Below are 19,156 nucleotides of genomic sequence, written 5' to 3' on the forward strand. Positions count from 1 at the left end.
GGCAACGCCCTCGCCAGCGATATCAGCCCGGGCGCACGACCTCGCCCGTCACCAGGTTACGAATCACGCTCGGATTCTTGCGCCCGCCCAGCGCACCGCCGAGCACCAGATCCACCTGCCCATGGAAGTACTGCTCCACCCGCAACCGGCTCTTGGCCGCCGGCCGTCCGGCCGGGTTGCACGAGGTGGAAATCAACGGCCCCACCAGCGCGCACAGCTCACGCACCTGCGGGTGATCGCTGACCCGCAATGCCACGGTGTCGTGCTGGCCGGTCACCCACTCGGGCAACAGGTCCTGGTGCGGCACCAGCCAGGTGTTCGGCCCCGGCCAGGTGCTGCCCATGCGGTCGATCCAATCCTGCGGAAAATCCTCGAACAGGAAATCGAACTGGCGAATGTTGTCGGCGATCAGGATCAGGCCTTTATCCACAGGCCGCGACTTGAGCGCCAGCAGACGGTACACCGCGTCCTCGTTCCACGGGTCGCAGCCCAGGCCCCAGACCGCTTCCGTCGGGTAGGCGATCACCGCACCCGCCTTCACCTCACGCGCGGCTTGTTGCACACGCCAACTGCTCACCATTTTTCCGTCTCTCCGCATAAAAACGCCGTGCGCGCAGTGTACTTAGCCGGCACGGGCAAACCAACGCCCGCCTTCATTGCTGACCCGGCCTTCGAGTTCCAGTTCGGTGAGACTGGCCAGCACCTGGGCCAATGGCTGGCCACTGCTGTGCGCCAGGCCCTCGCTGGTCTGCGGCGCAACGTGCAGCAGCGCCAGCAACGGATGAACGGGTTTATCCACAGACGCGGGCGGCAGGTTCCGCCAGCCGCCCAGCGTCTCGAGGATCTGTTCCACGTTTTCCACCAGCGACGCGCCGTCGCGGATCAACTGGTGACAGCCCTTGGCGCCCGGGTGGTGGATGGACCCGGGAAGCGCATACACCTCCCGCCCTTGCTCGGCCGCCAGCTGGGCGGTGATCAGCGAACCGCTGGCCAGGCTGGCCTCGACCACCAGCACGCCGAGCGACAAGCCGCTGATGATGCGGTTACGCCGAGGGAAGTTGGCCGCCAGGGGGCCGGCGTCCAGCGGGTACTCCGAAACCAGCGCGCTGCCGTTGTCGACCATCGCCCGCGCCAGGTCGCGGTGACGCTGTGGATAAAGTTTTTGCAACCCGGTGCCGAGCACCCCGATTGTCGATCCGCCAGCCTGCAACGCGCCCCGATGAGCGGCACCGTCGACCCCCAGGGCCAAGCCACTGGTGATGGTGAATCCGGCCTGGGCAAGACAGCGGGCGAACGCGCCGGCGGTGTCCAGCGCCGGCGGCGTGGCGCGTCGGCTACCGACGATCGCCAGTTGCGGACGCTCCAGCAAGGTGGGCTCACCGGCGACGAAAAGCAGCGGTGGCGGATCGTCGATTTCACCCAGCAACGCCGGGTAGCCGGGCTGGTCCCACATCAGCAAATACTGGCCCGGACGCTCTAGCCAGGCCATCGCCGCCAATGCACCATCGCGCACTTGCACACTGCACCGAGCGTCTATACTAGCTGCCGGCAGCCCCAGCGAACGCCAGGCGCTGGCCGGTGCACTGAGGGCCGAGGAGGCACTGCCGAAGGCCTGGATCAGGCTGTGAAAACGCCGAAGACCGATCTCGGGAAGGCGATGCAGACGCAATCGCGCTTCCAGTTCGGCCGGTGGACAAGGCGACGAATGGACTGCGCTCATAGGGATCATCCTTGATCGAAACGGGGGGCCACTGGCGTGGCGCAACCTGTGGATAACTTTGTGGGTAATACTTTGAAAAGCTGTCCATTAAGTGGCAGCTATCAAGCCCATAGAGACCCTAGTCGAGCTTTCCCAGGTGCCGAACGCCCCGATTCCCTTTATTATGTGTGCTCAGTTTTCAACCGACCGCACAGTGACTGCCTGACCCCTATGGCCATCTTGAACATTCTCGAATTCCCTGACCCGCGCCTGCGCACCATCGCCAAACCGGTGACGGAGTTCGACGACGCCCTGCGTCAGCTGATCGACGACATGTTTGAAACCATGTACGAAGCCCCTGGCATCGGCTTGGCCGCGACCCAGGTCAACGTGCACAAGCAGGTCGTGGTGATGGACCTGAGCGAAGACCGCAGCGAGCCGCGCGTCTTCATCAACCCCAGCGTCGAAGAACTGACCCACGACATGGGCCAGTACCAGGAAGGCTGCCTGTCGGTGCCGGGCTTCTACGAGAACGTCGACCGCCCGCTGCGTGTTCGGGTCAAGGCCCAGGACCGCGACGGCAAGCCCTACGAACTCGAGGCCGAAGGCCTGCTGGCGGTGTGCGTGCAGCACGAATTCGATCACCTGAACGGCAAGCTGTTCGTCGACTACTTGTCGCAGCTCAAACGTGACCGGATCAAGAAGAAGCTGGAAAAGCAGCACCGCCAGCAAGCCTGATCCCGACCTTCCAGAAGGCTTGCTCCGGCAAGCCTTTTTCTTTTTTGCAGCGAGAACTCCCATGCGCATCGTCTTCGCAGGCACTCCAGAGTTTGCCGCCGAACACCTCAAGGCCCTGCTCGACAGCCCGTACGAGGTCGTGGCCGTCTACACCCAGCCCGACCGTCCCGCCGGGCGTGGCCAGAAGCTCATGCCGAGCCCGGTCAAGCAGTTGGCCGTGGCCCATGACATTCCGGTGTTCCAGCCGCCAACCCTGCGCAACGCCGATGCCCAGGCCGAACTGGCCGCGCTCGAGCCAGACCTGATGGTGGTGGTCGCCTACGGCCTGATCCTGCCGCAAGCGGTGCTGGATATCCCACGCCTGGGCTGCATCAACAGCCATGCCTCCTTGCTGCCACGCTGGCGCGGTGCGGCGCCGATCCAGCGCGCCGTGGAAGCGGGCGATGCCGAAAGCGGCGTGACCGTGATGCGCATGGAAGCGGGCCTGGACACTGGCCCCATGTTGCTCAAGGTGATCACCCCGATCGGCGCCGAGGACACCGGTGGCAGTCTGCACGACCGCCTGGCCAGCATGGGCCCGGGCGCCGTGGTGCAGGCGATTGCCGGCCTGGCCGACGGATCGCTGCAAGGTGAAGTCCAGGACGATGCCCTGGCCACCTACGCGCACAAGCTGAACAAGGACGAAGCCCGTATCGACTGGAATCGCCCGGCCGTCGAGCTGGAGCGCCTGGTCCGTGCCTTCAACCCATGGCCGGTGTGCCACAGCACCCTCGATGGCGAAAGCGTCAAGGTGCTGGCCGCCCAGTTGTCCACAGGCCAGGGCGCCCCGGGCGAGATCCTCTCGGCCAGCAAGGACGGCCTGGTGGTCGCCTGCGGTGAGGGCGCGCTGAGCCTGACCCGTCTGCAACTGCCCGGTGGCAAGGCGCTGGCCTTCAGCGACCTGTTCAACAGCCGCCGCGAAAAATTCGCCAGCGGCAAGGTGCTCGGCCAATGAACCCACGCCTGGCCGCCGCCCGTGCCCTGGCCGCCGTGCTCAGCGGCAAGGCTTCGCTCAACAGCTCGTTGCCGGCGCAACTGGACAAGGTCGAGGAGCGCGACCGCGGCCTGACCCAGGACCTGGCCTTTGGCACTGCCCGCTGGCAGCCCCGCCTGGACCTGCTCGCCGCGCAACTGCTGCAAAAACCCTTCAAGGCCGCCGACGCCGATGTCCAGGCGCTGCTGCTGGTCGGCCTGTACCAGCTGTTCTACACCCGCATTCCGGCCCACGCCGCCATCGGCGAGACCGTCGGCTGCGCCGACAAGCTCAAGAAGCCCTGGGCCAAAGGCCTGCTCAACGCCGTGCTGCGCCGCGCCCAGCGCGAAGGCGAGGCACTGCTCGCCGGCATGGAGCGCGACCCGGTGGTGCGCACCGCCCACCCGCGCTGGTTGCAGAAGTCGCTCAAGGCCTTCTGGCCGGAGCAGTGGGAAGCGATCTGCGCCGCCAACAATGCCCACCCGCCGATGATCCTGCGGATCAACCGCCGCCATCACAGCCGCGACGCCTACCTGGCATTGCTGGCCGAGGCGGGCATCGGCGCCAGCGCCTGTCAGTACAGCCGTGACGGCATCGTGCTCGCCGAAGCCTGTGACGTGCGCGGCCTGCCGGGCTTCGCCGAGGGCTGGGTCAGCGTGCAGGACGAGGCCGCGCAGTTGTCCGCCGACCTGCTCGAGCTGGCTCCCGGCCAGCGCGTGCTCGACGCCTGCTGCGCCCCCGGCGGCAAGACCTGCCACCTGCTCGAGGCCGAGCCGGGCCTGGGCCACATGGTCGCCATCGACCTGGAAGCCAAGCGTCTGGCCCGCGTGCGCGAGAACCTCGACCGCCTGCAGCTCGACGCCGAGCTGATCGCCTGCGACGCCCGCGACACCGCCAGCTGGTGGGACGGCAAGCCGTTCCAGCGCATCCTGCTCGACGCGCCCTGCTCGGCTACCGGCGTGATCCGCCGCCACCCGGACATCAAGCTGACCCGCCAGGCCGAGGACATCCCGGCCCTGGCCACGCTGCAAGGCGAACTGCTCGATGCCCTGTGGCCGACCCTCGAGGTCGGCGGCATGCTGCTGTATGCCACCTGTTCGAGCCTGCCGACCGAGAACACCGAGGTGATCGACGCCTTCCTCGCCCGCACCCCCGGTGCCCGCGAGCTGGACCTGGCCACCGAGGCCGGCCTGCGCCAGCCCCATGGCCGCCAGTTGCTGGCCCAGGAAGGCGGCCACGACGGTTTCTACTATGCCAAGCTGATCAAGATCGCCGCTTCGCGCGGGTAAGCACAAAAAGGTAGGGAGTAGCGGATGAAGATCATCATCCTCGGCGCGGGGCAGGTCGGCGGCACGCTGGCCGAGCACCTGGCCAGCGAAGCCAACGACATCACCGTGGTCGACACCGACGGCGAGCGCCTGCGCGACCTTGGCGACCGCCTCGACATCCGTACCGTGCAGGGCCGCGCCTCGCTGCCGACGGTACTGCGCCAGGCCGGCGCCGACGACGCCGACATGCTGGTGGCGGTGACCAACAGCGACGAAACCAACATGGTCGCCTGCCAGGTGGCCTACACGCTGTTCCACACCCCGACCAAGATCGCCCGGGTACGCGAATCGGCCTACCTGACCCGCGAAGAACTGTTCGACAACGACCATATTCCGGTGGACGTGCTGATCAGCCCCGAGCAGGTCGTCACCAACTACATCAAGCGCCTGATCGAGCACCCCGGATCCCTGCAGGTGATCGACTTCGCCGAGGGCAAGGCCCAGCTGGTGGCGGTCAAGGCCTACTACGGCGGCCCGCTGGTGGGCCAGCAACTGCGCCAGATCCGCGCGCACATGCCCAACGTCGACACCCGCGTGGCGGCGATCTTCCGTCGCGACCGGCCGATCATCCCGCAGGGCGACACGGTGATCGAGGCCGACGACGAAGTGTTCTTCATCGCCGCGCGCAAGGACATCCGTGCGGTGATGGGCGAGTTGCGGCGCATCGACGAGACCAACAAGCGCGTGGTCATCGCCGGGGGCGGGCAGATCGGCGAGCGCCTGGCCGAGGCCATCGAAAGCCGCTACCAGGTCAAGATCATCGAGATGAACCCGACCCGCTGTCGCCAGCTCTCCGACACCCTGGAGAGCACCGTGGTGCTACAGGGCAGCGCCTCGGACAAGGACCTGATGCTCGAGGAGAACATCGCCGACGCCGACATCTTCCTGGCCCTGACCAACGACGACGAAGCCAACATCATGTCGTCGCTGCTGGCCAAGCGCCTGGGCGCGCGCAAGGTGATGACCATCATCAACAACCCGGCCTACGTCGACCTGGTCCAGGGCGGCGATATCGACATCGCCATCAGCCCGCAGCTGGCCACCATCGGGACCCTGCTGGCCCACGTGCGCCGTGGCGATATCGTCAGCGTGCACTCGCTGCGCCGTGGCGCGGCCGAGGCCATCGAGGCGGTGGCACATGGCGATGCGAAGTCGAGCAAGGTGGTGGGCAAGGCCATCGAGGACATCAACCTGCCGCCGGGCACCACCATCGGCGCGATCATCCGCGAGGACGAGGTGCTGATCGCCCACGACGACACGGTGATCGAGTCCGGCGACCACGTGATCCTGTTCGTTGTGGATAAAAAGCAGATCCGTGACGTGGAGCGGCTGTTCCACGTGGGGCTGAGTTTCTTCTAGGAGCAAAGGGCATGCGCGAATCGCTGGAAAAGATGCTGGCCAAGGGTGTGGATAACCCGCTGCTGAGGTTCGGCCTGGGCAAGGCCTGGCTGGACGAGGGCAATGGCGCTGAAGCGGCAGTGCACCTGGCTGCTTGTGTGCAGCAGGATCCGAAATACTCGGCGGCGTGGAAGCTGCTGGGGAAGGCGTATCAGCTCAGCGGCGATCTGGCTGGCGCGCGCCAGGCCTGGGAAGAGGGAATCGCGGCGGCGCAGGCCCATGGCGACAAGCAGGCCGAGAAAGAGATGACGGTATTTCTCAAGAAACTGAACAAGGCCTGAAATCGCCGGAGCTGCCTTGCGTCGCGAAAGGGGCGCAAAGCGCCCCCAGCAACCTCAATACCAGCGCGGCTCGCCCGCCGGGCGCTTCTTGAAACGCTTCATGCTCCACATGTACTGGCTCGGGTACTCGCGCACATAGCGCTCGACCACCTGGCTCATGGCCGCCGCCGACACCGTCACATCCTCGCTGTACATCGCCTCCGGCGCCGCCTCCAGGAACACCTTGAAGCCCGAGCCATCCGGCAGGCGCAACGCATGCAGGAACACCCCGACCGCCTTGCCGCCGGCGAGCATGTTCGGCACGAACTTGCTGGTCAGCGCCTGGGTCCCCAGGAACGGCACGAACACACCTGCCGACTCGGCCGGCTCCGGGTCGGCGGGAATGCCCACCTGACCACCGCGACGGACTTCCTTGATCACGCTGAGGATGCCTTCCTTGGTCGAAGGCGCCACCCGGTTGCCCATCTGCACACGTTGCTCGCGCAGCAGGTCATCCACCGCCTTCAGCTTCGGCGGGCGATAGAAAATGATCGGTTTGCACTGGTTGCAATAGAAGTGGTTGAGCACTTCCCAGTTGCCCAGGTGGCTGGTGATGCCGACCACGCCCTTGCCCGAGGCCAGGGCCTGCTCCAGCACTTCCAGGCCGTGCACTTCCTTGACCAGGTCGAGCGAGCGTTGCGGCGGCCAGATCCAGGCACAGGCGCTCTCGACGAACGACTTGCCGATGTCCTTCAACGCACGCCCGACCAGTTGCTCGCGCTCGACCGGATCCATCTCCGGGAAGCACTTGGCCAGGTTGATGCGCACGACATTGCGCGAGCCATTGGGGATTTTCCACATCAGCCAGCCGATGCCGGTGCCGACACGCTGCACAGCGCCCCAGGGCAGCTTGGCAAACAGGCGCAGCACCCCGACCATCAGGGCGCCCTTGAACTTTTCCACAGGCGGATTCCTTATTTCAGCAAGGCGCGCATTGTAACCCCTCAGCGCAGCAAGGCGGCGTAGCGATCGCAATCGGTGGTGTGGTCCATGACCATGCCGGTGGCCTGCATGAAGGCGTAGCAGATGGTCGGCCCGACGAAGGTGAAACCAGCCTTCTGCAACGCCTTGCTCATGGCCTTGGCCTCGTCGGTGACCGCCGGCACTTCGTCGCGGCCCTTGAAATGGTTGATCTTCGGCACGCCGCCGACGAACGACCACAGCCACTCGGCGGGGTTATCCACAGCCAGCCAGGCCTGCGCGTTGCGCCGGGCGGCCTTGAGCTTGAGACGGTTGCGGATGATGCCGGCATCCTGCATGAGCTCCTCGATGCGCGCGTCGCTCATCTGCGCAAGCTTCAACGGATCGAAGCCATGCAGCACCTGGCGATAACGCTCGCGTTTCTTCAGGACCGTGATCCATGACAACCCAGCCTGGAACCCTTCGAGCAAAAGCATCTCGAAGAGCAACGCCGGATCGCGCTGCGGCGTTCCCCACTCATGGTCGTGATAGGCCTGGTACAACGGATCGTCGGAACACCAAAAGCAGCGTGGCATAAGGCTCCAATAACGTAGAGGGCGAGGCGAATCGGGTTATACTCCCGCTCTTTACATCCGCATCCCCAGATACAGGTGAATTTCGTGAGCCAGCCTACGCCAGCCGTGCGTACCTTCCAAGACCTGATCCTCGCCCTGCAGAACTACTGGGCCGAGCAAGGTTGTGTGGTGCTTCAGCCCTACGATATGGAAGTAGGCGCCGGCACTTTCCACACTGCTACCTTCCTGCGCGCCGTAGGCCCGGAGACCTGGAACGCCGCCTATGTGCAGCCCAGCCGTCGTCCCGCCGACGGACGGTATGGCGAAAACCCCAACCGCCTGCAGCACTACTACCAGTTCCAGGTGGTGCTCAAGCCGAACCCGGCCAACTTCCAGGAGCTGTACCTCGGCTCGCTGAAAGCCATCGGCCTGGATCCGCTGGTTCACGATATCCGCTTCGTCGAAGACAACTGGGAATCGCCGACCCTCGGCGCCTGGGGCCTGGGCTGGGAAATCTGGCTGAACGGCATGGAGGTGACCCAGTTCACCTACTTCCAGCAGGTCGGCGGCATTGAGTGCTACCCGGTCACCGGTGAAATCACCTACGGCCTGGAGCGCCTGGCCATGTACCTGCAGGGCGTGGACTCGGTCTATGACCTGGTATGGGCCGACGGCCCGTTCGGCAAGGTCACCTACGGCGATGTGTTCCACCAGAACGAAGTGGAGCAGTCGACCTACAACTTCGAGCACGCCAACGTCGAGAAGCTGTTCGAACTGTTCGACTTCTACGAAAGCGAAGCGAACCGCCTGATCAAGCTCGACCTGCCGCTGCCGACCTACGAAATGGTCCTGAAGGCTTCGCACACCTTCAACCTGCTGGATGCCCGCCGCGCCATCTCGGTGACCGAGCGCCAGCGCTACATCCTGCGCGTGCGTACCCTGGCCCGGGACGTGGCGCAAAGCTATCTGCAAGCCCGTGCACGCCTGGGCTTCCCGATGGCCTCTCCCGAACTGCGTGACGAAGTGTTGGCTAAGCTGGAGGCTGCACAATGAGTGCTCAAGATTTCCTGGTTGAACTGGGCACCGAAGAGCTGCCACCGAAGGCCCTGGCGACGCTCGGCGACGCCTTCCTCGTCGGTATCGAGAAAGGCCTGCAGGCCGCCGGCCTGAACTACACCGGCAAGCAGGTCTACGCCGCGCCACGCCGCCTGGCCGTGCTGATTCGCCAACTCGACGTGCAGCAGCCGGACCGCAGCATCAACATCGACGGCCCGCCCCGCCAGGCAGCCTTCGACGCCGAAGGCAACCCGACCCAGGCCGCCCTGGGCTTCGCCAAGAAGTGCGGCGTCGAGCTGTCGGACATCGACCAGAGCGGCCCGAAGCTGCGCTTCTCCCAGCACATCCCTGGCAAGGCCACCAGCAGCCTGCTGCCGACCATCGTCGAGGACTCGCTCAACGACCTGCCGATCCCCAAGCGCATGCACTGGGGCGCCAGCCGTGAAGAGTTCGTGCGTCCGACCCAGTGGCTGGTGATGCTGCTCGGCGACCAGGTCGTCGACTGCACCATCCTCGCGCAGCAGGCCGGCCGTGAATCCCGCGGCCACCGTTTCCACCACCCGGAAAACGTGGTCATCACCACCCCGGCCAACTACGTCGAGGACCTGCGCAAGGCCTACGTGCTGGCCGATTTCGCCGAGCGTCGCGAGCTGATCGCCAAGCGCACCGCGGAGCTGGCCATGCAGCAGGAAGGCACGGCCATCGTGCCGCCGGCGCTGCTGGACGAAGTGACCGCGCTGGTCGAGTGGCCGGTACCGCTGGTGTGCTCGTTCGAGGAGCGTTTCCTCGAGGTGCCGCAGGAAGCCCTGATCACCACCATGCAGGACAACCAGAAGTACTTCTGCCTGCTGGACGGCGACGGCAAGCTGCTGCCGCGCTTCATCACCGTGGCCAACGTCGAGAGCCGCGATCCGAAGCAGATCGTGCAAGGTAACGAGAAAGTCGTGCGCCCACGCCTGACCGACGCCGAGTTCTTCTTCAAGCAGGACAAGAAGCAGCCGCTGGAAAGCTTCAACGAACGCCTGAAGAACGTGGTGTTCCAGGCTCAGCTGGGTACCGTGTTCGACAAGGCCGAGCGTGTCTCGAAGCTGGCCGCGTTCATCGCCCCGCACCTCGGTGGCAGCGCCGCCAACGCGGGTCGTGCCGGCCTGCTGTCCAAGTGCGACCTGGCCTCGGAGATGGTCGGCGAGTTCCCTGAGATGCAGGGCATTGCCGGCTACTACTACGCCCTCAACGATGGCGAGCCGGAAGACGTCGCCCTGGCGTTGAACGAACAGTACATGCCGCGTGGTGCTGGCGCCGAGCTGCCGCAGACCCTGACCGGGGCCGCCGTGGCCATCGCCGACAAGCTCGACACCCTGGTCGGCATCTTCGGCATCGGCATGCTGCCCACCGGCAGCAAGGACCCGTACGCCCTGCGTCGTGCCGCCCTGGGCGTGCTGCGCATCCTGATCGAGAAGCAGCTGGACCTGGACCTGACCGCGGCGGTCGAGTTCGCGGTCAAGCAGTTCGGCGCCAAGGTCAAGGCCGCAGGCCTGTCCGAGCAGGTGCTGGAGTTCATCTTCGACCGCCTGCGCGCACGCTACGAAGACGAAGGCATCGATGTCTCCACCTACCTGTCGGTGCGTGCCCTGAAGCCAGGCTCTGCCCTGGACTTCGACCAGCGCGTGCAGGCCGTGCAGGCGTTCCGCCAACTGCCGGAAGCCGGAGCCCTGGCCGCGGCGAACAAGCGCGTGTCGAACCTGCTGGGCAAGGCCGAAGGCGCCATCGCCGAGCAGGTCGAGCCGAAATACTTCGACAACGCCAACGAGTTCTCCCTGTACTCGGCCATCCAGCAGGCCGACCAGGCCGTGCAGCCGATGGCTGCCGCGCGCCAGTACAGCGAGGCGCTGGCCCGCCTGGCCGCCCTGCGTGACCCGGTCGACGCCTTCTTCGAGGCGGTGATGGTCAACGCCGAGGACGCCAAGGTACGCGCCAACCGTTATGCCCTGCTCAGCCGCCTGCGCGGTCTGTTCCTGGGCGTGGCCGATATCTCGCTGCTGGGGTAAATCGTTGAAACTGCTGATTCTTGATCGAGACGGAGTGATCAACCACGACTCCGACGCCTACATCAAGTCGCTGGAGGAGTGGATCCCCATTCCCGGCTCGATCGAGGCCATCGCGCAGTTGAGCAAGGCGGGCTGGACGGTGGCCGTGGCCACCAACCAGTCCGGCATTGCCCGCGGCTACTACTCGCTGGCAACCCTCGAGGCCATGCACGCGCGCCTGCGCGAGCTGGTGGCCGGGCAGGGCGGCGAGGTAGGGCTTATCGTGCATTGCCCGCACGGTCCGGACGAAGGTTGCGACTGTCGCAAGCCCAAGCCTGGCATGCTGCGAGCGATCGCCGAGCATTACCAGGTACCACTGGCCGGCGTATGGTTCGTCGGCGACAGCAAAGGTGACCTGGAGGCGGCCCTGGCCGTCGATGCACAACCCGTGCTGGTGAAAACCGGCAAGGGCGAACGGACCCTGGAAAAAGGCGTCCCGGAAACTACACTGATTTTCGACGATCTGGCAGCCATCGCCAGAGAACTTATTTAAATGAGTGCGCCCATCGTGGCGCACTTTTCCTTAGGCGGGCGCGTCCCGCAACGGTACATGCCACTATGTCGATCCTGCAGGCGATCAGAATCTTTCTTTTTTACCTGCTGTTGGGCACCAGTTCGCTGCTGTGGTGCTCGCTGAGCTTCTTCGTCGCGCCTTTCCTGCCGTTTCCCAAGCGCTACAAGTTCATCAACGTGTACTGGTGCCGCTGCGCGGTGTTCCTGACCCGCGCCATCCTCGGCATCGACTACAAGATCACCGGTGCCGAGAACGTGCCGAAGGTGCCCTGCGTGATCCTGTCGAACCACCAGAGCACCTGGGAGACGTTCTTCCTGTCGGCGTACTTCTCACCGCTGAGCCAGGTACTCAAGCGCGAGCTGCTGTACGTGCCGTTCTTCGGCTGGGCGATGGCGATGCTGCGACCGATCGCCATCGACCGCAAGAACCCCAAGGAAGCTCTGCGCCAGGTCGCCAGCCAGGGCGACGAGCTGCTCAAGCAGGGCACCTGGGTGCTGATCTTCCCTGAAGGCACCCGGGTGCCTCATGGCCAGATGGGCAAGTTCTCCCGCGGTGGCACCGCCCTGGCGGTGAACGCCGGCCTGCCGGTGCTGCCGATCGCTCACAATGCCGGCAAATTCTGGCCACGCGAGGGCTGGGGCAAACGACCGGGTACCATCGAGGTGGTGATCGGCGAGCCGATGTATCCACAAGGTTCCGGGCCACGGGCCATCGCCGAACTGAACGACCGCGCCCAGGCGTGGAACGAGGCGACCCAACGGGCCATGGGTTCGCTGCCGCCAGCGGCGGAAAAACCTGAGCAGCAGCCAGCCTGACGTTCTGTGGATAAGTTGTTAGCAATTTTTCGATAAAGCGTCAGGATAGATAGCTAAGTGATTGAATCTTCTATTTATTTCTATGTATGACGTTTTTTCGAAAATCGTGCATAAGTTTTTTTCAGCGATAAAAAACCGGCTTTTACGCCGGTTTTTTTATGGGCTGATGCTCAGACCTTGTCGATATCCACATCCTTGGTCTCTTTCAGGCAGAAGATCCCCACCACCAGGCTCACTCCGGTAATCAGTACCGGGTACCACAGCCCGTAGAAGATATCCCCGGTATACACCACCAGCGCGAACGACACCGTCGGCAGGAAACCACCGAACCAGCCATTGCCAATGTGGTAGGGCAGGGACATCGAGGTGTAGCGGATGCGTGTCGGGAACAGCTCGACCATCACCGCCGCCAGTGGCCCGTAAGTCATGGTGGCGATCAGGATCATGGCGACGATCAGCAGCACCACCATCACCTGGTTCACGTGGGCGGGATCGGCCTTGGCCGGATAGCCGGCGGCATCGATGGCGCTGCGCATGGCCGCCTCGTCGAAGCCGTTGATGGTGGTGCTGCCAACGCTGACGGTGACGCCGCTACCGCTGCTATCGACCGAGCTGTAAGGCAGGCCCTGCTTGACCAGGAAGGTCTTGACCTTGTCGCACGGACTGTCGAAGCGCGCCTTGCCCACCGGGTCGAACTGGAAGGTGCAGCCCTGTGGGTCGGCGCTCACCACGATCGGAGCCTGCTGGCTGGCAGCGTCGATCTGCGGATTGGCGTAGTGGCTCAGGGCCTTGAACAGCGGGAAGTACAACACTGTGGCCAGCAGCAGACCGAGCATCAGGATCGGCTTGCGCCCGACCCGATCCGACAACCAGCCGAAGAACACGAAGAACGGTGCACCGATCACCACGCTGATGATCAGCAGGGTGTTGGCCTGGGCCGGGTCCATCTTGAGCATCTGGGTCATGAAGAACAGCACGTAGAACTGAGCGGTGTAGAACGTAACCGCCTGCCCGGCGTTGATGCTGAACAGCGCGGTCAGCACCACCTTGAGGTTGGGCCAGGAAGTGAACGACTCACGGATCGGCGATTTGCTGACCTTGCCCTGGGCCTTCATTTTCACGAAGGCCGGCGACTCGTGCATGCTCATGCGAATCCAGGTGGAGATCGCCAGCAGGAAGATCGACAGCAGGAACGGCAGGCGCCAGCCCCAGGTCTCGAACTGGTCACCGCTGACGTAGCGGCTGGCCAGCACCACGATCAGCGACAGCAGCAGGCCGAGGGTGGCGGTGGACTGGATGAAACCGGTGTGGAAGCCGCGCTTGCCGGGCGGAGCATGCTCGGCCACATAGGTGGCGGCACCGCCGTATTCGCCGCCCAGGGCCAGGCCCTGGAGCATGCGCAGCACCACCAGGATGATCGGTGCGGCGATACCAATGCTGGCATAAGTGGGCAGCAAGCCGACCGCGAACGTCGACAGGCCCATCAGCACGATGGTCACCAGGAAGGTGTACTTGCGCCCGATCATGTCGCCCAGGCGACCGAACACCAGCGCACCGAACGGGCGCACCAGGAAGCCGGCGGCAAAGGCCATCAGGGCAAAGATGAAGGCGGTGGTGTCGTTGACGCCAGCGAAGAACTGCTTGCTGATGACTGCGGCCAGCGCGCCATAGAGAAAAAAGTCATACCACTCGAACACTGTCCCGAGGGATGACGCGAAAATGATCTTGCGCTCTTCGCGACGGCTGGAGCTGCTCGCTGCCGCCCCTTGCTCTTGAATGTAATCCGACATCGTTGCTGTCCTCGGCCCACAGGCCACAGTGATTATTCTTGTTGTTCCACTGTCGGCGGCTCTGACTGCTGGCCGCCGGTGTTGCACACACCCGGATCAGGGCGTCGGTATTGCGCTGGTGTCGCTGAGGTTGGTCTGGCGGTGAGCGCCCTTGAGGATCAATTGCGCCGCCTTCTCGGCGATCATCAACGTGGGTGAACAGGTATTGCCGGAGACGATCTGCGGCATGATCGAGGCGTCGGCCACGCGTAGCCCGGGAATGCCATGTACCCGCAACTGGCTGTCGACGACATCCAGCGGGCCATTGCCCATGCGGCAGGTGCCCACCGGATGGAAGATCGTGGTACCGATCTGGCCTGCCGCTTCATGCAGTGCCTGCTCGGATTGCAGGGCAGGGCCCGGCAGGTATTCACGCGGCGCGAAAGCTGCCAGGGCAGGGGCCTGGACAATGCGTCGGGTGAGGCGGATGGCATCGGCGGCGACACGCAGGTCTTCGGGGGCACTGAGGTAGTTGGGGTCGATCAAGGGCGCCACATTCATGTCCGCGCAGCGGATATCGATCCGGCCACGACTGGCCGGGCGCAGGTTGCACACCGAGGCGGTGAAGGCCGGAAACCGATGCAGTGGTTCACCAAAACGCTCAAGCGACAGAGGCTGCACGTGATATTGCAGGTTGGCGCTGGTCTGTTCCGGGCCTGAGCGCACGAACGCACCCAGCTGGCTCGGTGCCATGGCCAACGGACCGCTGCGGTCCACGGCGTAGCGCAGGCCCATGGCCAGTTTGCCCCACAGGCTGTTGGCCATCTGGTTGAGGGTGCGAGTGTTCTGGATCTGGTAGATCAGCCGCAGTTGCAGATGGTCCTGCAGGTTGCCGCCGACGCCAGGCATATCGTGACGCACGCTGATACCCAGGTCCTCGAGCAGCTTGCGCGGGCCGATGCCGGAGCGCTGCAGGATACCCGGCGATCCGACCGAACCTGCGCACAGGATGATTTCACGCCGGGCGCCGAACTCATGCCAATCACCCTGCCAGCGTGCTTTCACCGCACGGGCACGGGTATTGTTGAGCAACACCTGGTCAACCTGCACACCAGTCAGCACGGTCAGGTTCGGTCGCTTGAGGATGGGCTTGAGAAACGCCTTGGACGAATTCCAGCGCACGCCGCTGCGCTGGTTGACCTGGAAGTAGCCACAGCCGGCGTTGTCACCGGTATTGAAGTCGCCGACCTTGGCGATGCCGCTCTGTTCGGCGGCGTCGCGGAAGGCGTCGAGGATCGGCCAGCTGTAGCGCTGCTGCTCGACCCGCCATTCACCGTCGCCGCCATGGCTGTCGCTGGCGCCGGCGAAGTGGTTCTCACTGGCCTTGAACAGTGGCAGCACGTCCTTCCAGGCCCAGCCGTCGTTGCCTTGTTCGGCCCAGCGATCATAGTCGGCGGCCTGGCCACGCATGTAGATCATGCCGTTGATCGATGAGCAGCCACCCAGCACCTTGCCCCGTGGGTAACCCAGGGCGCGGCCGTTCAGGCCGGGTTGTGGCTCGGTCTTGAAACACCAGTCGGTACGTGGATTGCCAATGCAGTAGAGGTAACCGACGGGAATATGAATCCAGGGATAGTTGTCGCGACCACCGGCCTCGAGCAGCAGCACGCGGCAGGCAGGGTCGGCGGACAAGCGGTTGGCCAGCAGGCAACCGGCGGGACCGGCACCCACGACCACGTAGTCGTAGACAGAATCGGCTGATGGCATGTGCAACCTCGCGCCTGATTATTATTCTTGTCCCGATCCATCTTATTGATTAATTTCGCCGAGGAAACACGAGATTTCGCGCAGCCGTTGTGCGTTTTAGCACAGCGTTCCGACGCTCTCGCGGGGCAAGTCCGCGAGAGCGTCCTCAGCACGTACATCCAAGGACGCTCATGTTCGACTGGAACGATCTGCGGTTTTTCCTCGAGTTGCAGCGCAGTGGCCGGCTGTTGACCGCCGCCAAGCGCCTCAACACCACCCACAGCACCGTGGCCCGGCATATCGAGAGCATCGAGAAGCACCTGGGTACCGCGCTGTTCGTCCAGCATGCCCAGGGCTACGAACTCACCCCCTCCGGCCAGGCCCTGCTCAAGCATGCCGAAGCCATGGAAAACGTCGCCCTGCTGGCGCAGGAAGAAATCACCCAGGCGATCACCCCGTTGGGCAAAATCCGCCTGGGGGTCACCGAAGGCATCGGCATCATGTTCTTCACCCCGCGCATGAAGGCGCTGTTCCAGCGCTATCCAGGGCTGGAGGTGGAACTGGTGGCCGTGCCGCGCTTCGTCAGCATCCTCAACCGTGAAGCCGAGATCAGCATCCACCTGGAACGCCCCAGCGCCGACCTGCTGATCACCCGCAAACTCACCGACTACCGCCTGGCGCTGTACGCCAGCCACGACTACCTGGATCGCGCACCGCCGTTGCACAGCCGCGAGGACCTCGCCCGGCACAGCTGGATCGGCTATGTCGACGACCTGCTGTTCAGCCAGGAGCTGCTGTTTCTCAACAGTTTCTGCCGGGCGCCGAACGTGGTCTTTCGCAGTACCAGCGTGATTGCCCAGCAACATGCGGCGCAGGCCGGCCTGGGTATCGCCGTGCTGCCCAACTACATGGCCCGCCACGATCCGAAACTGGTGCGCGTGCTGCCCAGCGAGACCATCCAGCGCAGCTACTGGATCTGCACCCGCCGCGAACTGCACAAGTCGGTCCGCCTGCGAGTGCTGTGGGACTACCTGCTGGCGCTGTGCGCCGCCGAGCAGGATGAACTGCTAGCCGAGTAGCACCTTGCCGGCCAGCAACACTGCGGCGCTGATACCCGCGACCGCGAACAGCTGCTGCAGACGCGGGCCGGCCAGCCTGCTGGCCAGCGGTCTGGCCAGGAGCAGGCCGAGCACTGCGCCCAGCGCGAACGGCGCCCCCACGACCCAGTGCATGACGCCAGCCACGCTGGCGCTGACCACGCTGCCGGTAGACACCAGGGCGATTACCGCCAGCGAGGTCGCAACGATGCTTTTCATGTCCAGGTTGGTGTAGCGGTTGAGCGCTGGAATGATGACGAAGCCGCCGCCGACGCCGAGCAAACCGGACAGCAATCCCGAGAGCATCCCGGTGAATGCCAGCGCCCGGGCGCACGGCAACGTCCAGCGCAAGCGGCCCTGCAACGGATTGAGCACGCAGGGCATGATCTGCCGCTCGCCACAGGGCGACTCGCCGCGCAGTTCGCGCACCGCCTTGCGCCAGATACGCAGGCAGGCATACACCAGCACCCCGGCGAACACCAACGCCAACGGGGCGTTAGGCAAGCGGTGCGCCAGCATCAGGCCGAACGGCGCGCAAGCGACGCCGATCAGCGCGATGAACAGCGCCGCGCGGTAACGTACCAAGCCTTGGCGCAAGCCGAGCACTGCACCGACCGCCGCCGCCAGGCCTACGGCAAGCAAGCCGATCGGCGCGGCCTCGACCATGCTCAGGCCCAGGCCGAACACCAGCAGCGGCACCGCAAGGATGCCTCCGCCCGCGCCGGTCAGCGCCAGCACGGCACCGATGAGCGCGCCGAGCCCGGCGCCCAGCAACTGATGTTCGATCACCGCTGCGCCTCGGCCACCAACGGCTGTGGTCGCGCCAGCCACTCACGTCCCTTGAGCATCGCCTTCCAGTACAGCGGCGGCAGGATCTGCGCCTTGAGCAGCCAGGCCAATCGGGTCGGCTTGCGGCCGTCGAGCAACCAGCGCGGGAAGCTCGGCGCTACCTTGCCGCCATAAGTGAACTCAGCCAGGACGATCTTGCCGCGCTCCACGGTCAGCGGGCAGGAACCATAGCCGTCGTATTGCGCCAGCGTCGACAACCGACCGAGCGCCACCAGCACATTGTTGGCCACCACCGGCGCCTGCTTGCGTGCCGCTGCGGCAGTCTTCGCGTTGCTGGTGTTGGCCACGTCGCCCAGGGCATGGATATTGCCGAACTGGCGGTGGCGCAAGGTATGCGGATCGACATCCACCCAGCCGGCGGCATCGGCCAGCGGGCTCTGGCGGATGAAGTCCGGCGCCACCTGCGGGGGCACCACATGCAGCATGTCAAAGGCTTCGACACGTGTTTCGGTGCTGCCATCGGCCAGGGTGCGCACGAAGGTGGCACGCTTGTGCGGACCGTCCACTGCCGTCAGGCGGTGCTGATAGTTGAGGTCGACGCCGTACTTGTCGATGTAGCTCATCAACGCGGGTACATAGTCCGGCACGCCGAACAGGACTGCGCCGGCATTGAAGAAGCTGGCGCGAACATTACCGAGATGACCATGGCGCAACCAGTGGTCGCAGGACAGGTACAGGGCTTTTTGCGGTGCGCCGGCGCACTTGATCGGCATCGGTGGCTGGGTGAACAGGGCGCGGCCCGACTTGAGGCTCTGCACCAGTTGCCAGGTGTAGGGCGCCAGGTCATAGCGGTAGTTGGAAGTGACACCGTTGCGACCAAGGGTCTCGCTCAAGCCTTCGATGGCGTTCCAGTCGAGCTTGAGACCCGGGCAGACCACCAGCTGTTCATAGCTGACGGCGCAGCCATCCTCGAGGATGACCAGTTGCCCCTGGGGATCGAAACCTTCGACTCGCGCCTTTATCCAGCGCACGCCGCGGGGCAGGGTGGCAGCCATGGTATGGGCGGTGCTCGGTGCCTTGAACACCCCGGCACCGACCATGGTCCAGCCGGGCTGGTAGTAATGCACCTCGGCAGGATCGATCAGGGCGATGTCCAGCGACGGATCGCGGGCAATCAGACTGGAGGCAGTGGCGATACCGGCGGCACCGGCACCGACGATCACCACTTTATGGTGGTCGGCACGGGATGAATTGGCAGGGGACAGCAGGGCAGGCATGGCGATGTTCCTTTGAATCTTCGTTATGTGTACGGC

18 protein-coding genes are annotated in these 19,156 nt (G+C 64.7%); 10 read left to right on the plus strand and 8 right to left on the minus strand.

Translation table 11 applies throughout. The features are described 5' to 3' along the window. Positions 1-22 precede the first annotated feature (22 nt). Together tsaC and dprA are read right to left on the minus strand one after the other, a co-directional pair. Positions 23-577, minus strand: coding sequence for an L-threonylcarbamoyladenylate synthase type 1 TsaC (gene tsaC, locus F3J43_RS19530; RefSeq protein ID WP_353618259.1), 555 nt, complete (start codon positions 575-577; stop codon positions 23-25). A gap of 45 nt (positions 578-622) precedes the next feature. After that, positions 623-1,720: a DNA-processing protein DprA gene (gene dprA, locus F3J43_RS19535; protein WP_166890572.1), complete on the minus strand. Its 1,098-nt coding sequence runs from the start codon at positions 1,718-1,720 to the stop codon at positions 623-625. A gap of 210 nt (positions 1,721-1,930) precedes the next feature. Here dprA and def point away from each other — a divergent pair, with 210 nt between their 5' ends. The 5 genes from def to F3J43_RS19560 all read left to right on the plus strand — a co-directional run bounded on the left by def (position 1,931) and on the right by F3J43_RS19560 (position 6,456). Continuing rightward, positions 1,931-2,437 (plus strand): peptide deformylase, encoded by a 507-nt coding sequence (gene def / locus F3J43_RS19540; RefSeq protein ID WP_166890575.1) that lies wholly within the window; start codon positions 1,931-1,933, stop codon positions 2,435-2,437. Positions 2,438-2,498: 61 nt separating this feature from the next. Then, positions 2,499-3,431: a methionyl-tRNA formyltransferase gene (gene fmt, locus F3J43_RS19545; protein WP_166890578.1), complete on the plus strand. Its 933-nt coding sequence runs from the start codon at positions 2,499-2,501 to the stop codon at positions 3,429-3,431. Then, positions 3,428-4,738: a 16S rRNA (cytosine(967)-C(5))-methyltransferase RsmB gene (gene rsmB / locus F3J43_RS19550; RefSeq protein WP_166890581.1), complete on the plus strand. Its 1,311-nt coding sequence runs from the start codon at positions 3,428-3,430 to the stop codon at positions 4,736-4,738. Before fmt ends, rsmB begins: the two co-directional genes overlap by 4 nt. A gap of 24 nt (positions 4,739-4,762) precedes the next feature. Further along, the gene (gene trkA, locus F3J43_RS19555) at positions 4,763-6,136 is read left to right on the plus strand and encodes a Trk system potassium transporter TrkA (RefSeq protein WP_166890584.1); all 1,374 of its coding nucleotides are present in this window, start codon (positions 4,763-4,765) and stop codon (positions 6,134-6,136) included. An 11-nt stretch (positions 6,137-6,147) separates the two neighbouring features. Then, complete coding sequence (locus tag F3J43_RS19560; protein ID WP_166890587.1) at positions 6,148-6,456, plus strand: tetratricopeptide repeat protein; 309 nt, start codon at positions 6,148-6,150, stop codon at positions 6,454-6,456. A gap of 54 nt (positions 6,457-6,510) precedes the next feature. Here F3J43_RS19560 and F3J43_RS19565 read toward each other — a convergent pair whose 3' ends face one another. Both F3J43_RS19565 and F3J43_RS19570 read right to left on the minus strand, forming a co-directional pair. Next, entirely contained in the window at positions 6,511-7,398 is an 888-nt protein-coding gene (locus F3J43_RS19565; protein ID WP_166890590.1) for a lysophospholipid acyltransferase, read from the minus strand. Between the two features lie 41 nt (positions 7,399-7,439). After that, the gene (locus tag F3J43_RS19570; protein ID WP_166890592.1) at positions 7,440-7,991 is read right to left on the minus strand and encodes a DNA-3-methyladenine glycosylase I; all 552 of its coding nucleotides are present in this window, start codon (positions 7,989-7,991) and stop codon (positions 7,440-7,442) included. Between the two features lie 105 nt (positions 7,992-8,096). Here F3J43_RS19570 and glyQ point away from each other — a divergent pair, with 105 nt between their 5' ends. The 4 genes from glyQ (at position 8,097) to F3J43_RS19590 (ending at position 12,442) form a co-directional block, all read left to right on the plus strand. After that, positions 8,097-9,023: a glycine--tRNA ligase subunit alpha gene (gene glyQ / locus F3J43_RS19575; RefSeq protein ID WP_353618262.1), complete on the plus strand. Its 927-nt coding sequence runs from the start codon at positions 8,097-8,099 to the stop codon at positions 9,021-9,023. Then, the gene (glyS, locus tag F3J43_RS19580; RefSeq protein ID WP_166890595.1) at positions 9,020-11,074 is read left to right on the plus strand and encodes a glycine--tRNA ligase subunit beta; all 2,055 of its coding nucleotides are present in this window, start codon (positions 9,020-9,022) and stop codon (positions 11,072-11,074) included. The genes glyQ and glyS overlap by 4 nt, the downstream gene beginning before the upstream one ends. Continuing rightward, positions 11,010-11,606 carry a D-glycero-beta-D-manno-heptose 1,7-bisphosphate 7-phosphatase gene (gene gmhB, locus F3J43_RS19585; protein WP_286184832.1) on the plus strand — a complete coding sequence of 199 codons (597 nt, stop codon included), beginning with the start codon at positions 11,010-11,012 and terminating at the stop codon, positions 11,604-11,606. The genes glyS and gmhB overlap by 65 nt, the downstream gene beginning before the upstream one ends. Before the next feature lie 65 nt (positions 11,607-11,671). Further along, complete coding sequence (locus tag F3J43_RS19590; RefSeq protein ID WP_166890600.1) at positions 11,672-12,442, plus strand: lysophospholipid acyltransferase family protein; 771 nt, start codon at positions 11,672-11,674, stop codon at positions 12,440-12,442. 170 nt (positions 12,443-12,612) lie between these two features. Here F3J43_RS19590 and F3J43_RS19595 read toward each other — a convergent pair whose 3' ends face one another. Further along, a complete protein-coding gene (locus tag F3J43_RS19595; RefSeq protein WP_166890603.1) occupies positions 12,613-14,232 on the minus strand; it encodes an MFS transporter in 1,620 nt (539 codons plus the stop codon). 96 nt (positions 14,233-14,328) lie between these two features. Beyond that, on the minus strand, positions 14,329-15,978 hold the full coding sequence (locus F3J43_RS19600; RefSeq protein WP_166890606.1) for a GMC family oxidoreductase: 1,650 nt from the start codon (positions 15,976-15,978) through the stop codon (positions 14,329-14,331). Positions 15,979-16,148: 170 nt separating this feature from the next. Between F3J43_RS19600 and F3J43_RS19605 the strand changes: the two genes are divergently transcribed. Further along, positions 16,149-17,036 carry a LysR family transcriptional regulator gene (locus F3J43_RS19605; RefSeq protein ID WP_166890610.1) on the plus strand — a complete coding sequence of 296 codons (888 nt, stop codon included), beginning with the start codon at positions 16,149-16,151 and terminating at the stop codon, positions 17,034-17,036. Here the strand turns inward: F3J43_RS19605 and F3J43_RS19610 are convergent. Together F3J43_RS19610 and F3J43_RS19615 are read right to left on the minus strand one after the other, a co-directional pair. Further along, positions 17,025-17,843, minus strand: coding sequence for a sulfite exporter TauE/SafE family protein (locus F3J43_RS19610; protein WP_166890613.1), 819 nt, complete (start codon positions 17,841-17,843; stop codon positions 17,025-17,027). The genes F3J43_RS19605 and F3J43_RS19610 overlap by 12 nt on opposite strands. Then, a complete protein-coding gene (locus F3J43_RS19615; protein ID WP_166890617.1) occupies positions 17,840-19,120 on the minus strand; it encodes an NAD(P)/FAD-dependent oxidoreductase in 1,281 nt (426 codons plus the stop codon). The genes F3J43_RS19610 and F3J43_RS19615 overlap by 4 nt, the downstream gene beginning before the upstream one ends. Positions 19,121-19,156: the final 36 nt, after the last annotated feature.

This window comes from Pantoea sp. Cy-639, from assembly GCF_011752525.1.
Taxonomy (GTDB): domain Bacteria; phylum Pseudomonadota; class Gammaproteobacteria; order Pseudomonadales; family Pseudomonadaceae; genus Aquipseudomonas.